This is a genomic window from Nitrosospira multiformis, from assembly GCF_003050865.1.
Taxonomy (GTDB): domain Bacteria; phylum Pseudomonadota; class Gammaproteobacteria; order Burkholderiales; family Nitrosomonadaceae; genus Nitrosospira; species Nitrosospira multiformis_E.
Map to the genome: position 1 here is coordinate 134,962 of NZ_QAOK01000005.1, position 13,764 is coordinate 148,725.

A 13,764-nucleotide genomic window follows, 5' to 3' on the forward strand; every position below is an offset into this window, starting at 1 on the left:
GCTGTCCGCCAAACACCATTACCATTATCAGGTGGCGTTTGGCCTACGGCATGCAGACCGGGAGCCCGCCTTTGCCCGGGGTCGACCCGGGCAAAGTCTAACCTGATATTGAATGCTCCTTGCAGAATACCCGCCCGCAATAATTTCACTTTGCATCGCCGGGCAGGTTCCCCTCCGGCTGGAACCATGCAAGTTTTTGGTGCAGCTTCACAACCTCACCCACGATAACAAGAGTGGGGGGAACGAGATGGGCGGCAGCGGCCAGGTCGGGAAGCGTTTCGAGGGTACCGGCAAGCACCCGCTGCTTTCGGGTGGTGCCCTGCTGCACGATTGCGGCGGGAGTGGGATTGGGCAGTCCGTGTGCAACCAGTTGTTTGCATAGCACGGCCAATCCAAGCAATCCCATGTAAACAACGATAGTCTGCTTCGGCCGGGCCAGCATTGGCCAGTCCAGGTCCACACTGCCATCCTTCAGGTGTCCGGTGACGAATATGCAGGACTGGGCGTAGTCCCGATGTGTGAGCGGAATGCCGGCATAGGATGCGGCTCCATTTGCAGCGGTAATGCCGGGCACCACTTCGAAGGGAATTCCGTATTCCGAAAGCGTTTCGATTTCCTCGCCACCGCGGCCAAAAATAAACGGGTCGCCGCCTTTCAGGCGCAACACGCGTTTGCCTTCCCTGGCCAGGCGCACCAGCAAATCATTGATCGACTCCTGTGGCATCGTGTGCCGGTTGCGTTCCTTGCCAGCATAAATCCGGGGAGTATCACGCCGCACCATATCCAGGATTTCCGGTGACACGAGCCGATCATACACGACCACGTCTGCCTGCTGCATGAGCCGCATGGCTCTAAAGGTCAGCAGTTCAGGGTCACCGGGCCCAGCCCCTACCAGATATACCTCTCCCTTGACCGGTTCTTCGGTTTCATTTTCAAGTTCGCGCTCCAGCCAGGCCTTTGCCGCCTGATCCTTGCCCGCGAACACCATTTCCGCAAACGATCCCTGCAATACCCGCTCCCAGAACCGGCGGCGCTTCGCCGGCTGCGAGAAACGGTGTTTTACCCTGTCGCGGAACTCGCCAGCGTACGCGGCCAAGCGGCCGTAAGCCATCGGTATCATGGTTTCCAGATGCGCTCGCAGCAGCCTTGTCAGAACAGGTGATGTACCCCCGCTCGAAACCGCGACAACAACCGGCGTGCGATCCACGATCGACGGCATGATGAAGGAGCAAAGAGCAGGATTATCGACGACATTGACAGGAATGCGCAGCCGATTGGCTGCTTCCGAGACCTTTTGATTGATGGCGAAATCATTCGTGGCGGCGATGGCGAGAACGGCATCTGCCAGATGATCGCCATGGAAAGTTTCGGCACGATAAACAAGCTTTCCTTCCTGTGATTGTTCATTCAGTTGCTCCTGCAACTCAGGACAAAGTTGCGGAGCGATGACTGTCACACGCGCACCCGCGCGCAGCAGCATTGCCACCTTGCGCGCAGCCACTTCTCCCCCGCCTGCCACCACACAGTTACGATCATGGATATCGAGAAAAACCGGTAGGAAATTCATTTTTTCGACTTGAATGGGAAGAGTTCTTTTCCATACTTTACCCGAAAATACTCTTCCGGTTTGGGCAGCCTGAGCAAGGCAGCGGCTGGATGCTTGCGATATCAGCCGGATAGAAAATTTTCGCTTCTTTTCCGTGGTAAATTTTTCATACTGCCCCTTATTTGTTATGATGCGTTCTCTCGCTTCGTGCGAACCGCCTCTTCATGCTCAATATCGATCTGCACTCCCATTCCACGGTTTCCGATGGTTTGCTGACTCCTACCCAGTTGGTGGAGCATGCGGCTGCGCGTGGCGTGGAAGTGCTGGCATTGACCGATCACGATGACATCGGCGGCCTGGAGGAAGCGCGCAAGGCCGCAGATAAAAACAACGTTTTGTTTATCGATGGCGTGGAAATCTCCGTCAGTTGGCGTGGACAGACCCTGCATATTGTGGGATTGGGAATCGATCCCGCACACCCCCAACTAATTGAGGGTTTGAGCACCATCCGTCAGGGCAGGACGGCGCGCGCACGCAATATTGCGGCGCAACTCGACAAATTCGGTATTCACGGCAGTTTTGAGGGTGCTTGCAGGAACACCGGGAATGGACGGCTGATCGGCCGCATGCACTTTGCGCGTTTTCTCGTTGAGCAGGGTTACGCGAAGGATATACGGACGGTATTCAGGAAATACCTTGTAAAAGGCAAACCGGGCTATGCTCCCCATCAATGGGTTTCGCTGAGTGACGCAGTAAACTGGATCCGCAGCAGTGGCGGCAGAGCTGTAATCGCCCATCCGGGGCGTTATAAATTAGGCAAGAATGCACTGGAAGAACTGCTGCTGGAATTCCAGATCCTGGGCGGGGAGGCTATAGAAGTGATTACCGCAAGCCATACACCTGAGCAATCCCTGCTTTTCGCCAACCATAGCCGGCGGCTGGGATTGCTGGCGTCACGCGGTTCGGATTTTCATGGGCCGGGCGAGAGCTATTTCGATCTCGGTGGAATGCCTCCCTTACCTGCCAACTGTGCCCCCGTCTGGCATGATTGGCCCGGACTGATGTAAGGTGAAGATTATGCTTGCTTTTTACGAGGGCAGCATTCCCAAAAATTCAAATCCTTGTTTGCTACGTGGCTCAATTCTTTTCCATTCACCCTGATAACCCTCAGCCGCGCCTGATACGGCAGGCCTCGGCCATTGTGCAGGCGGGAGGCGTGATCGTATACCCGAGTGATTCCTGCTACGCGCTGGGCGGGCAGTTGGGTGACAAAAACGTCATGAGCCGTATTCGCGCGCTGCGCGGAGTGGATGAGCATCATCATTTCACCCTCATGTGCCGGGACTTTACGGAAATCTCGCGCTACGCCAAATTCGATAACACGGAATACCGGTTGCTCAAGGCCTGCACCCCGGGTTGCTACACGTTTATCTTTCAAGCTACCCGGGAAGTGCCGCGGCGCCTGCTGCATCCCAGGCGCAACACGATCGGTGTGAGAATTCCGGATCACGCCGTCGTCCAGTCATTGCTGGCGGAACTGAATGAACCACTGCTGAGCTCTACCCTGATACTGCCAGGAGAGGAGCTTCCGCTCAATGACCCTCTGGAAATCCGCGCACGTCTCGAGCATCGGGTGGAACTGATACTGGATAGCGGCGCCTGCGGCCTCGAGATGAGCACGGTGGTCGATCTGACCGGGGATACGCCTGTGGTAGTACGGCAAGGCAAGGGCAGCCTTGCACCCTTTGGAATGCTAAATGGATAGCATTGTCCAAAACATTGCCATTTATGCGCTTCCGGTCATTTTTGCCATCACGCTGCATGAGGCTGCGCACGGGTATGTAGCCAAGCATTTCGGCGATCTCACCGCCTATACCCAGGGGCGCGTCAGCCTTAATCCCATACGTCATATCGACCCGCTGGGGACCATCGTTCTGCCGATCGTAACGATGCTGCTCGGGGGAATCCTGTTCGGCTGGGCCAAGCCGGTGCCGGTCAACTTCTCCGCGTTGCGCAATCCCAAGCAGGACATGATGTGGGTGGCACTCGCCGGTCCGGGCGCGAACCTCTTCATGGCGATACTTTGGGGGTTCGTCATCAAGTTTGCGCTTGGGCTGCCACAGGACGGATTGGCCGAGCCGCTGATATTGATGGGTGAGGCGGGAATCAAAATCAACGTGGTGCTGATGGTGCTGAACCTGTTGCCTCTGCCGCCGCTCGATGGAGGTCGGGTTGCCGTAAGCCTGCTGCCACCCCGTCTGGCCTATAATTTTTCGAAGATCGAGCCTTACGGTTTCATGATCCTTTTGTTTCTGCTGGCGACGGGTGTACTCGGGGCTGTTATAGGACCGCTGATTGCAATTACGATCCATTTGATGGCGTTGTTTTTTGGTTTCAATGCTTATTGAACTGCTTCTCTACTGAAGGATTCTGGCTGGAGTTACCGAGGCAATGATTTATGTTCGCTGATCGCGTTTTGTCGGGAATGCGACCGACGGGGGGGCTGCATCTGGGGCATTATCATGGTGTGCTCAAAAACTGGATAGAACTGCAACACGAGTTTGAATGCCTGTTCTTCGTCGCCGACTGGCATGCCCTCACAACCCATTACGATACGCCGGAAATCATCGAAGAGCATGTCTGGGACATGGTGATCGACTGGCTTGCAGCCGGTGTCGACCCGGCACAGGCAACGTTATTCATACAGTCACGTGTTCCTGCGCACGCAGAGCTGCACCTGCTGCTTTCCATGATCACCCCGCTGGGCTGGCTGGAGCGCGTCCCGTCCTACAAGGATCAGCAGGAAAAGCTTGTTGAAAAAGAATTGAACACATATGGCTTTCTTGGATATCCCTTGCTGCAAAGCGCAGACATCCTTATTTACCGGGCTACACGGGTGCCGGTGGGAGAGGACCAGACACCGCATATCGAGTTCACTCGGGAAATTGCGCGACGCTTTAATCATGTCTACGGAAAGGAACTGGGATTCCAGGAAAAGGCGGAAGCTGCGGTCAAGAAACTGGGTTCCCGAAAAGCCCGCCTCTATCGGGACTTGAGGAACCGTTACCAGGAACAGGGAGACGAAGAAGCGCTTGCGGCGGCGAAATCATTGCTGGATGAGCAGCAAAATTTGAGCATGGGTGATCAGGAGCGCCTGTTCGGGTATCTGGAAGGCGGTGGAAAGATGATTCTTTCCGAACCGGAAGCGATGTTGACGACAGCGTCGAAAATGCCCGGACTGGACGGCCAGAAAATGTCAAAGTCCTATAACAACACCATTACCCTGCGCGAAGACGCCGCGAGCGTCACCAGAAAAATTCGTACGATGCCGACCGATCCCGCACGCGTACGGCGTATCGATCCCGGAAACCCGGAGAAGTGCCCGGTATGGCAATTCCATCTCGTATACTCGGATGAAGATACGAAGAGGTGGGCTTATGAGGGCTGTATCACTGCGGGTATCGGCTGTCTGGACTGCAAGCAACCTGTCATCGATGCAATACTGGCCGAGCAGCGCCCAATGCACCAACGTGCACGCATGTACGAAGAAGAGCCTTCACTGGTGCGAAATATCATTGCCGATGGTTGCGAAAAGGCCGACAAGCTGGCACAGGAAACCATGCGCGAGGTCAGGGAGGCAATGGGACTGGATTATTCCTGATTTTTGCTTCGCACGAAGCAACATAGGCAGCCCAACCGGATCGACGCTTGCTATCTATCATGGACGTTGCTCGATTTATCCGAGAATGAACGATTTTCAAAGCCTTTCCATTGAGGAAGCCCCTGCTCCGCCGGTGACAAACCCTGTGGTAAATCCCATTGCCCGCATACATGGCGAGCCGGTGACGGAGATCCCATCGGATTTATATATTCCACCGGATGCGCTGGAAGTATTTCTCGATACGTTTCAGGGGCCATTGGACCTGCTGCTTTATCTTATTCGCAGGCACAATCTGGATGTACTCGATATACCGATGGCGGAACTCACGCGTCAATATTTGGCTTATATCGAAATGATGCGTGCGAATAAGCTGGAACTGGCCGCGGAATACCTATTGATGGCCGCTGTTCTGATCGAAATCAAGTCGCGGATGTTGCTGCCCAAACCCGTTGCCAAGGGGGATGAGGACGAGCTGGACCCGCGAGCAGAACTGGTGCGGCGTCTACTGGAATACGAGCAGATGAAGGCCGCTGCGCAGAAGCTTAACGCGCTGCCCCAGGTGGAACGCGATTTTGCGCTGGTGAACGTATGGATCGAGCAAAAAGTGATTGAACGCCTACCGGAAGTCAATGTCGATGATCTTCGCAATGCCTGGCTTATCCTGATGGCGCGCCTGAACGTAAATCGCCGTCACAACATCACGCGGGAAGAACTTTCAGTCCGCGAACATATGAGCCGTATTCTGCGGCATGTGCAGGGACATCATTTTGTGGAATTCAGTGATTTATTTGGCACCGCTGCGGGAGCAGCGGAACTTGTGGTGACGTTTCTGGCGTTATTGGAGCTTGTGAAGGAATGTCAGGTGGAGGTCAGCCAGCCGCACGCTTTTGGAATGATTTATGTCCGACCGATCAGCGTCCTTACCACCGTCTAGTTTCCCTGTTTCATCCCCTGTTCAGGTTAAAAAGGTTCTGGAAGCTGCGTTACTCACCAGCCCGGAACCTCTCCCTCTGTCGGAACTGAAAAAACTGTTCGTGGGTGAACTAGGCTCGGAAATCCTGCGGCGCCTGCTGGACGAGTTGAGCAGGGACTGGGAAGGAAGAGGCGTGGAACTCGTACAGGTTGCAAGCGGGTGGCGCTTCCAGGCTAAAACGGAAATGCAGGAATTTCTCGACCGCCTCAACCCGCAGAAGCCGCCCCGCTATTCGCGGGCAGTATTGGAAACACTCGCCATCATTGCATATCGCCAGCCGGTGACACGCGGCGATATCGAGGAGATACGAGGGGTGGCGGTCGCCAGTTCAGTGCTGAAGGCATTGGAATCAAGAGGCTGGATATCTGCCGTCGGCCACCGTGAGGTACCGGGCCGACCCATTTTGTATGCTACGAGCGTTGAATTTCTTAATGATCTTGGACTTCGCTCCCTGGAGGAATTACCACCATTGGAAGAACTGGGTTCACTGATTGAACCGAAGGAAAACGTGGAACAACTGCCTGATCCAGAGAACACGCCTCAAACAGGCAATCCCGACTGAACCTGAGGAGCCGGGCTCTTGATTGAGGCAAGCCTCCCTTTTACCGCTGGTTGCTAATGCACATGCTCGCCTGGCGGGGGAAGGATTTCCCCTTCGCGGTTGAGCTGCGCCACCTGCTGCATCAGCATGTCGGAGCCGGACCAGCCCGCGCCATCGAATTCCGGTATCCAGCGCGCGCGCAGGTAGCCGAAGCGGTCCACCAGGAACTCCATGTGGTCAGGCACCTCGCCTCCGCCCAGGAGGTCCGGATGGGAGAGCGTGCGCCGGAACAGGGCATAGCTGCGCACGATCTCCTCCGCCCCTTCGGTCACGACGGGGAAGTGAACGCTTACTTTGAGCTCGCCCAGGGCTGCCGGGCTCAAATCATGCTCGGGCACCGCCAGAAGCACCGTGTTGCCGGCCTGCAGTTTTGCATGGAGCGCTTCCAGTTGTGCCAGGCGCTCGCGCGATTGCGGCCAGGAGAATAACACCAGCAGCACGTTCTTCTGGTTGCGGAAGTCCTTCAGGGTGCCGCTTGAGCCATCCTGCGCGATATACGAGAAATTGGGCGGGCCCATGTTGGGCTGCGGCTGCTCGGGCTTGACAGTGGGACTCATCAGGCGCGCCTGGTAGCCGCGCGACATGGCGTGCAGGAAGTTCACCACGTCCCAGCGGTCTTCCTCATCGAGCTTGTCGCCAAAGGAAGGCATGCCGGTATCGGGGATGCCAAAGGAGAGCCAGTGGAAGAAGTCGCCTGCCGTATGGCGGGCCGTGTGCGGTTCGGTCAGAAGGTCCACCGGCGGCTTGGCAAAGCTCTTGGCCATCACGCCGTCGCCCTTGCCTTGCAGCCCGTGACAGGCTACACAGTTCTCGGCAAAGTGGACGGCGCCATTGGAAATGGAGATGGTGTCAAACGGCACCGGGGTCTTGCGGTAGGTCTCGGGATAGGCATCCACCGTCAGAGGCGGCAGGCCCAGCCCCAAGCCTGCGAGTGCCAGGAGGGCAGGCAATCCTCGCCGCAGCTTTTTGTCCCAGTGCTTCCTGCGCCCAAAGAAGACTGCGGCCGCGGCCAGGGCGAGCAGGGCGATGCCGCTGTAGACGCGCGGCATGATGGCAGGCTCGCCCCAGGTGGCGGCAAGGGAGAAACGGAAGGAATAGGGCCAGTCCTGGATTAGGGCGTGCTTGGCAGGAACCGTGTTGGCAACGATGGTGGCAAGCAGTACGATGCCTAAGGCCAGCACGAATTCGAAGCTCACCCATTTCCTGAGTTTCTGTCCGCCGTTATCTGCTCCTTTTGCTCCTGCGTCCTTGTAGAACAGCGGCAGCCAGGTCGAGCGAGCGCGCGAGGCGATGATGAGCACCACCACCAGCAGGGCGATCTTGCCGTTGAGCAGCCAGCCATATTGGGTGGCAACCAGTCCGCTGTAGTTGGCATCGACCATGCGGTAGGTGATGAGGATGCCGGTTGCAATCACCGCCAGCATGACGGGCAGCGCCAGGGTGGAGAAGCGCCGCAGGGCCTGGGCATCCTGCCGGAAGACTTCCTCGCGCGACTGGAATACGGCGTGGATGCGCTGGAGCGCCTGCGTCTGCAGGCCAGGCTGCATGCCGGCATTTCTGGTGGAGGCCTGCTTCAGTTCGCTCTCGGGCCTGCAGGCAAAGCAGACCACCAGGAAAGCCGGCAGGGCGCCAAACCAGACGCTGCCCAGGATGATGTGCAGGGCGTAGGGCAGAAGCGAGATGACCGAGAGGTCTTCGGCTGCGGCGTGGCTGGCAAGCGAGCCTACGCCCAAGGTCAGGGCCGCGACACTTGCGCACAGGATGTATTGCCAGCGCGCAGGCGGGGAGAAGCGGATGTAGAGGGCAATGGCAAAGACGACGAGCGCGCAGGCGGCGCGCGCGAGCCAGATATGCCCCATGCGCGTATTTTCCATGAGGGAGAGCCAGGCGGCCGGACGCCAGAGGTTCTCGTCAATCCCGGTGGCTTGCGCAGTAGTGGTTGCAAGTACCCCGAGCAGGCCCACCAGCAGGATGAGGGCGAGCCAGGGCAGCGCACGCTCCACCCGCGCGACCCAGGGCGAGTGGACGGAGCCGGCAATGGCCAGAAACACGCAGCCGCCCACCAGGATCATGTTGGACGCAAGCTGCGACCAGCGCAGAAGCGTCGCGATGACCTCGATCATTGCGCTGCAGCTTTGTTCTTTATCGTGAAGTCGTAGGACGAGTCAACCACATGTCCGTCCACCGACAGCACCCGGAACTTGACCGTGTACTTGCCCGGATTCAACTCCGGCAGGGGCAGAACGATGGCTTTGGGGTCGCTGGCATCGACATGCGGCTTGGTTTCGGTGACAGGCGCCTTGGAGGAGTCGAGCACGGAAAGCGCTGCATAGTCCTTTTCGACTTCTTCGTTGAAGAACAGCCGTACCTGGGCGGGGACCTGGGTCAGTTGCGCGCGGCGCGCAGGTTCTGCCTTGACCAGCATGGCGTGTGCGAGCACCGGTGTGCTGTGCAGTCCTGCCGCGAGCAGCAGGAACGACAAAAGACTGGCTGCCAGCAGGTGAAGATTTCCTCTCCTTGTTCTCCTCTCGGCAGATATCATCGATGGTTGCATTTTTGCTCCTCTTATATATGGGCTCTGCACCCGAAGATCGGCTTCGGGCAGCCACTGTGATCCTTGTCTTTTTTATTTGTCCCCGGTTGTTCCTGTTTGATCCACGCCCGGTTTCATTGTCTGCACCCGGCTTTATTACTGTCTTTTCTGTTCCTGTCCTTTTGCCTCATTCCACCTTGGACTCTTCTTCAGGCGCATGGTTCAGAGCAGAGTCGGCGCGTAACCGGAAAGCAGGTGCTGCAGCCGGAACACATCGCCCGTCGCCTGAGCATCTGCCCAAGGGGTAGCGCCTTGTATCGTTGCATGTCGACATGCGTTGCATCGACAGTCCCACGGTCATCTGTTTATGCGCCCACTGCCGGTCCAGAGAACGACAGTGAGCGCTTGCTTCTCTTTTTCTCTTCTAGGCGCTCGCACCGGCAGATTTGCGCCCGCGCAGGAAGAAGACGGCCGCCCCTATGATCACTGCCGCAATGACTATGATGAGGTAGGGCGACATGCCCTTGGGCTCACCCACGGAGAAGGGAAAGCGCGATACCATCGGTTCCTTGTCGGTGACGGTCACGAGTCCCACGAACTTGCCGGGCTGGGTGAAGTTGTATTCAAAATTGATGGAGCCATTGGGATAGACCTTGGGCGGTATGTGCAGGATGGTGATTTCATCGAGCTTCTGCTGTTCGTCGGGGGCCGGCTCTCCGCCTGAACCGGTGTCGCGGATGATGCGCACTTCGGTGGGCAGGGGGCGCAGCGCTTCTTCAATGTAGTCCAGGGCGACGACGGTGCGGCCGGTATTGGGAATGTCTTCGCAGAATTCCTTTTCCTGCGTGGCATCCGGCTGGTAGCCGGTAAAGTGCATGGTGAAGGGGCCGATGGTGAGCTTGCATATGTCATCGGCAAGCGCCAGGCCGCCGTGCGCCGCTACCTGGGAGGAGAAGGGCAGGGACAGGGCAAATACCAGTCCGACCAGGGCAGGTTTGAGTGAGGATGAGAACATTATCAATTCGCCTCTATAAGTATGATGAGCCAGTGAATCAATGATCCTGAAGGATCGCGCTTGCGTTTATCCGCCACTGTTTTGCCAAGTGGGCCCAGTATCTCCTCGGCAGCGGCAGAAGCCGGTTATCCGGTGATCTTTCTATCGGGTGATCTTTGCTGCATTATGGTTTGCGCGAGGAGCGCCAGCGCTGCACGCGCGGGGATTTCATGAGCTTGTATCCCAGCACGGCAAGCAGCAGCAGGGCGATCAGGGGGCCTACTGCGGCGCGGAATATTTCGGCATAGTTGATCATCTGTACCCGCAGGGGATACTGGTAGCGCAGGGGCGGGACGCCCTCTGCGGTGATGAATACGGTGTAGAGTCCCTGATCGAGGCTGGTCTGGCCCTGGATGACGCCATCAGGGTGGTAGGCAGGACTCAGTTGCGCGACCGTTTCGTCCTCTTCACTCGTGCCACGCACCACTTTCATGCCAATTTGCATGTCGCGCATGGCAGGGTCGACCAGGTCTATCACGAGGAAGGTGTCGCCTCCCTTGGGAATCTCGGTGCAGTATTGTGCAGTGGGTTCGAATTGTGGCTGGTAGGCGCTCAGATGCACCATGTTCTCGCCGATGCGGCGCACGCAGCTGTCTTCTTCCAGCGATTCCCTGCCGTGCGCGCTGACAAACCCGCTGTAGAGGGTGGTAATCAGCAGCAGCGCCAGGGCACCTGCCCGGCTGCCTTGTCTGCTCGAAGTGCCTTTCGCTTGCATTTCTCTAGATTCGTTAAAAAAACACCGACCCCCCTTGCCGTCTGTAACGGTGGCGGACCGGTGTTTGCGTGTTGCCATGTTCCAGTCTTTTTTCCCGGCTCCTGCCCTGGTCAGGGAGGAGCCAGGCTGCCTAAGGTTGTGAACCCGGGGTTGACCCTAGGGTTTACCCCGGGGGTTTGACCTTAGAGCTTGGTGAAGACCGGGATGACCGCACCTGCGATGCTGTTGATGTTGCGATCGCCATCATCGCTCCAGGTCATGACAAGTCCGCCAAAGCGGCTTTCCGGGTCACCCAGGAGCGCCATCAGCCGTTGCACTTCCCACAGCGCGTCTTTCGCTTCCATCTTGACTTCGCGCGTCTCGCCAGGCTGGATCGGCGTATCGCTGTCAAACGACAGGCCGGTGGCCACGAGTTCCTTCGGATAGCCGCGGTCCAGGTGCTTCAGGCCCACCTTGTTGATGAAGCGCACGCCCGCAGTGGTGAATTCCCCGATGCGATAGGGCTTGTCGCCGCTGTTGGTCACACTCATCGTCACCCGCAGGGCGCGTCCCGGCACGTCGTAGTTGGCGTGCGTGACCTTGATTGCGATCGGGTTGGGTTTCACCGGCAGCGGTTCAACCTTGGATTCGCCCGCCTGGATCGGCACCGTGTAGGGGTGCTTGGTCTCGGTGTAGCGATACCCGCCCCAGACGATGCCAAAGGTGAGTATCAGCACGACCCACGCTACCTTCCTGTCCATGGGGTCGAGCAGGAGCTCGTCTCCATAGGCCAGCAGCACCCGGCTTCTTGGCAGAAACATGGGCCGCGCTACGTAGTAGCCGATCCAGAAGACGCCAAGCGACATCCACAGGATGTGCCAGAAGATGCCGTTGCTGAAGTTGAAGGTCTCGGTGTCGATGGTCTCGCCCGTAAGCAGCTTCACCGGGTTGGTGAAGTCGTCCCAGCTGCCGGAGATGTTCATCCAGGCGGCAGGGCCTGCAATCGGGCCTGCGTCCTTGATGTTGACCATGGCGTGCATGTGGTGGCGTCCCGGAATACGCGCCTTGAGCCTGGCTTCAAAGGCGTAGTCGCGCCCGATCTCCATCGGTCCGGAGATGTAGGTGGGCTCGCCATTGAGCTTGGTGCTAAGACGCACGAACACGGGGCTTGGGCTGCCTACGTTGAAGAAGGCGCGACCAGGCTTGCCCACCGCCCGCGGCCAGTCTTCGGCCAGGTGGAACTTGCCGGTCATGGTGGCGATGTCGTTGACCTTGGTGGTCTCGGGACCCCATTTCATGTCATACCACTGGATGGTGCGCATGCGCAGGAACGGTTCCTGCGAGCGCTCTCCATGTGCTGCTGCCGGCTGGATGTCAAGTGTTAAGGCCAGTCCCAGGGCGGCAATGCTGCAAAACCCGGCAATGCTCTTCTTGAAAAGGTTCTTTGCGTTCATTATTTGATCCCCTCGGCAAAGCCTTCTTCGCCAAATGCTGTTACGTCGTTCTGCATGCTGACGCGGCCACGTGCACCCTTGACATAGTAGAAGGCGGTGCAGTAGACCTTGCCAAAGTACCACCAGACGGTGAACATGAGCATGGAGACGAACGCGGAGAAGAATGCGGCAATAACCGTGGTGTGACCGCCAAAGGTTCGTAGCGACCCTTGTTCGATCAGACGCACGTACTCAGGGGTGCCGGTACGAACATACAAAAAGCCCGTGTAGTCGGCTACCGAGAGCAGCACGCCTTCTGCCACCAGCGGCAGGTGGGTGGGGCCGAAGATGGTCCAGTTGCCAGGGTAGAACAGCAGGCCGAAGGCGCCACCGCCAACCAGAGCCGTGATCATCCAGTTGCGCGTGAGCAGCATGACGGTGTCCATCACCAGCGCGCCAGGAATCATGGTGGAGGGGAATACAAAGTTCATGGGGTAGTGCGACCACCAGTAGAAGCCCCAGAAGCGGGTCAGCCATTCGCCCGTCAGCAGGCACACGATGCACAGTGTGGCCCCAAACGGCAGGCGGTAGTTCACCCACAGGTAGTACATGATCGCAGCGCAGTAGGTGATCCCGACAATCGGGGTTACCACCGGCCACCATTGCCGGTCCTTCCAGTCAAGCCAGAAGTCCCAGTCACCTGCCAGCAGCATGAAGTGCATGTGGTAGGTTCCAACCAGCAGGATGCATAGAATCGGGAAGTAAATCACGTCTATCATCCTGGACATCTTTACCGCTTCGGGCGGCATCTTCGCCGCCTTCAGTATTTCATCTGTTCTGCTCATCGCACCCTCCCTCAAATGTTACGCGACTAAAACTGTCAATCGTTGCTGTGTTGCTTCCTGATGGCCTGCCTGCAAGTTCCAGGGAACCTCGTGATTCAGCAAGGGTCTACATGACTGGATGAATCCTGCATGAATCCCCTGTTGCTTCCTTGCTGCTCCCAGGTTCAGCGGCTCCCTTCCCCTTTTGCTCCAGGTGCCGCCACCTCGCATTGCTTGCGCTTGCCTCGTTGTGTTACCGCTGGCCACATCGCTCTCCTGTTCGAAAGCGATGTGGATGTGTTGCTTACTGTGTCAGCGAGTCAATCCTAGAACTTCTTGTCGTACGGTACGATGCGGTTGTTGAGGATGACTTTGCTCTGGCCGTTCCAGACCACGTCCGTCAGGTTGGAGTAGCGGGTGATGATCTGTGCTGCAATCCCGCCTG

Annotated in this window: 13 protein-coding genes and 1 pseudogene; 6 read left to right on the forward strand and 8 right to left on the reverse strand. The window is 57.7% G+C overall.

The window, feature by feature from the left end; translation table 11 throughout:
- Positions 1-145 precede the first annotated feature (145 nt).
- Entirely contained in the window at positions 146-1,567 is a 1,422-nt protein-coding gene (gene cysG, locus C8R21_RS04475) for a siroheme synthase CysG (RefSeq protein ID WP_107761623.1), read from the reverse strand.
- 203 nt (positions 1,568-1,770) lie between these two features.
- On the opposite strand from cysG, the gene C8R21_RS04480 reads away from it, so the two are divergent.
- The 6 genes from C8R21_RS04480 (at position 1,771) to scpB (ending at position 6,742) form a co-directional block, all read left to right on the forward strand.
- Positions 1,771-2,613, forward strand: coding sequence for a 3',5'-nucleoside bisphosphate phosphatase (locus C8R21_RS04480; protein ID WP_107761624.1), 843 nt, complete (start codon positions 1,771-1,773; stop codon positions 2,611-2,613).
- A gap of 65 nt (positions 2,614-2,678) precedes the next feature.
- Positions 2,679-3,311 carry an L-threonylcarbamoyladenylate synthase gene (locus C8R21_RS04485; RefSeq protein WP_074975584.1) on the forward strand — a complete coding sequence of 211 codons (633 nt, stop codon included), beginning with the start codon at positions 2,679-2,681 and terminating at the stop codon, positions 3,309-3,311.
- On the forward strand, positions 3,304-3,954 hold the full coding sequence (locus C8R21_RS04490) for a site-2 protease family protein (RefSeq protein WP_074975583.1): 651 nt from the start codon (positions 3,304-3,306) through the stop codon (positions 3,952-3,954). The genes C8R21_RS04485 and C8R21_RS04490 overlap by 8 nt, the downstream gene beginning before the upstream one ends.
- A 50-nt stretch (positions 3,955-4,004) precedes the next feature.
- Positions 4,005-5,207, forward strand: a complete 1,203-nt coding sequence (locus C8R21_RS04495; protein WP_074975582.1) for a tryptophan--tRNA ligase — start codon at positions 4,005-4,007, stop codon at positions 5,205-5,207.
- Between the two features lie 85 nt (positions 5,208-5,292).
- Positions 5,293-6,141 carry a segregation and condensation protein A gene (locus C8R21_RS04500; protein WP_107761625.1) on the forward strand — a complete coding sequence of 283 codons (849 nt, stop codon included), beginning with the start codon at positions 5,293-5,295 and terminating at the stop codon, positions 6,139-6,141.
- Positions 6,107-6,742, forward strand: a complete 636-nt coding sequence (gene scpB / locus C8R21_RS04505) for an SMC-Scp complex subunit ScpB (RefSeq protein WP_107761626.1) — start codon at positions 6,107-6,109, stop codon at positions 6,740-6,742. Before C8R21_RS04500 ends, scpB begins: the two co-directional genes overlap by 35 nt.
- Positions 6,743-6,795: 53 nt before the next feature.
- Here the strand turns inward: scpB and C8R21_RS04510 are convergent, their stop codons facing one another.
- From C8R21_RS04510 to C8R21_RS16580, 7 genes and pseudogenes are all read right to left on the reverse strand, one after another.
- Entirely contained in the window at positions 6,796-8,904 is a 2,109-nt protein-coding gene (locus tag C8R21_RS04510; RefSeq protein ID WP_107761627.1) for a CopD family protein, read from the reverse strand.
- Positions 8,901-9,335 (reverse strand): copper resistance CopC family protein, encoded by a 435-nt coding sequence (locus C8R21_RS04515; RefSeq protein WP_107761628.1) that lies wholly within the window; start codon positions 9,333-9,335, stop codon positions 8,901-8,903. Before C8R21_RS04515 ends, C8R21_RS04510 begins: the two co-directional genes overlap by 4 nt.
- 403 nt (positions 9,336-9,738) lie before the next feature.
- Positions 9,739-10,329, reverse strand: coding sequence for a hypothetical protein (locus tag C8R21_RS04520; RefSeq protein ID WP_181258846.1), 591 nt, complete (start codon positions 10,327-10,329; stop codon positions 9,739-9,741).
- Between the two features lie 163 nt (positions 10,330-10,492).
- Positions 10,493-11,083, reverse strand: coding sequence for a hypothetical protein (locus tag C8R21_RS04525; protein ID WP_107761630.1), 591 nt, complete (start codon positions 11,081-11,083; stop codon positions 10,493-10,495).
- A 182-nt stretch (positions 11,084-11,265) separates the two neighbouring features.
- Entirely contained in the window at positions 11,266-12,516 is a 1,251-nt protein-coding gene (locus C8R21_RS04530; protein WP_107761631.1) for a methane monooxygenase/ammonia monooxygenase subunit B, read from the reverse strand.
- On the reverse strand, positions 12,516-13,340 hold the full coding sequence (locus C8R21_RS04535; RefSeq protein ID WP_074974981.1) for a methane monooxygenase/ammonia monooxygenase subunit A: 825 nt from the start codon (positions 13,338-13,340) through the stop codon (positions 12,516-12,518). Before C8R21_RS04535 ends, C8R21_RS04530 begins: the two co-directional genes overlap by 1 nt.
- A 305-nt stretch (positions 13,341-13,645) precedes the next feature.
- Positions 13,646-13,764: pseudogene (locus tag C8R21_RS16580) on the reverse strand (methane monooxygenase/ammonia monooxygenase subunit C); the annotation flags it as partial.

Coding starts and splice junctions, on each gene's coding strand:
- cysG (WP_107761623.1), bottom strand. CDS start 1,567: ATGAATTTCCTACCGGTTTTTCTCGATATCCATGATCGTAACTGTGTG.
- C8R21_RS04480 (WP_107761624.1), top strand. CDS start 1,771: ATGCTCAATATCGATCTGCACTCCCATTCCACGGTTTCCGATGGTTTG.
- C8R21_RS04490 (WP_074975583.1), top strand. CDS start 3,304: ATGGATAGCATTGTCCAAAACATTGCCATTTATGCGCTTCCGGTCATT.
- C8R21_RS04495 (WP_074975582.1), top strand. CDS start 4,005: ATGTTCGCTGATCGCGTTTTGTCGGGAATGCGACCGACGGGGGGGCTG.
- C8R21_RS04500 (WP_107761625.1), top strand. CDS start 5,293: ATGAACGATTTTCAAAGCCTTTCCATTGAGGAAGCCCCTGCTCCGCCG.
- scpB (WP_107761626.1), top strand. CDS start 6,107: ATGTCCGACCGATCAGCGTCCTTACCACCGTCTAGTTTCCCTGTTTCA.
- C8R21_RS04510 (WP_107761627.1), bottom strand. CDS start 8,904: ATGATCGAGGTCATCGCGACGCTTCTGCGCTGGTCGCAGCTTGCGTCC.
- C8R21_RS04515 (WP_107761628.1), bottom strand. CDS start 9,335: ATGCAACCATCGATGATATCTGCCGAGAGGAGAACAAGGAGAGGAAAT.
- C8R21_RS04520 (WP_181258846.1), bottom strand. CDS start 10,329: ATGTTCTCATCCTCACTCAAACCTGCCCTGGTCGGACTGGTATTTGCC.
- C8R21_RS04525 (WP_107761630.1), bottom strand. CDS start 11,083: ATGCAAGCGAAAGGCACTTCGAGCAGACAAGGCAGCCGGGCAGGTGCC.
- C8R21_RS04530 (WP_107761631.1), bottom strand. CDS start 12,516: ATGAACGCAAAGAACCTTTTCAAGAAGAGCATTGCCGGGTTTTGCAGC.
- C8R21_RS04535 (WP_074974981.1), bottom strand. CDS start 13,340: ATGAGCAGAACAGATGAAATACTGAAGGCGGCGAAGATGCCGCCCGAA.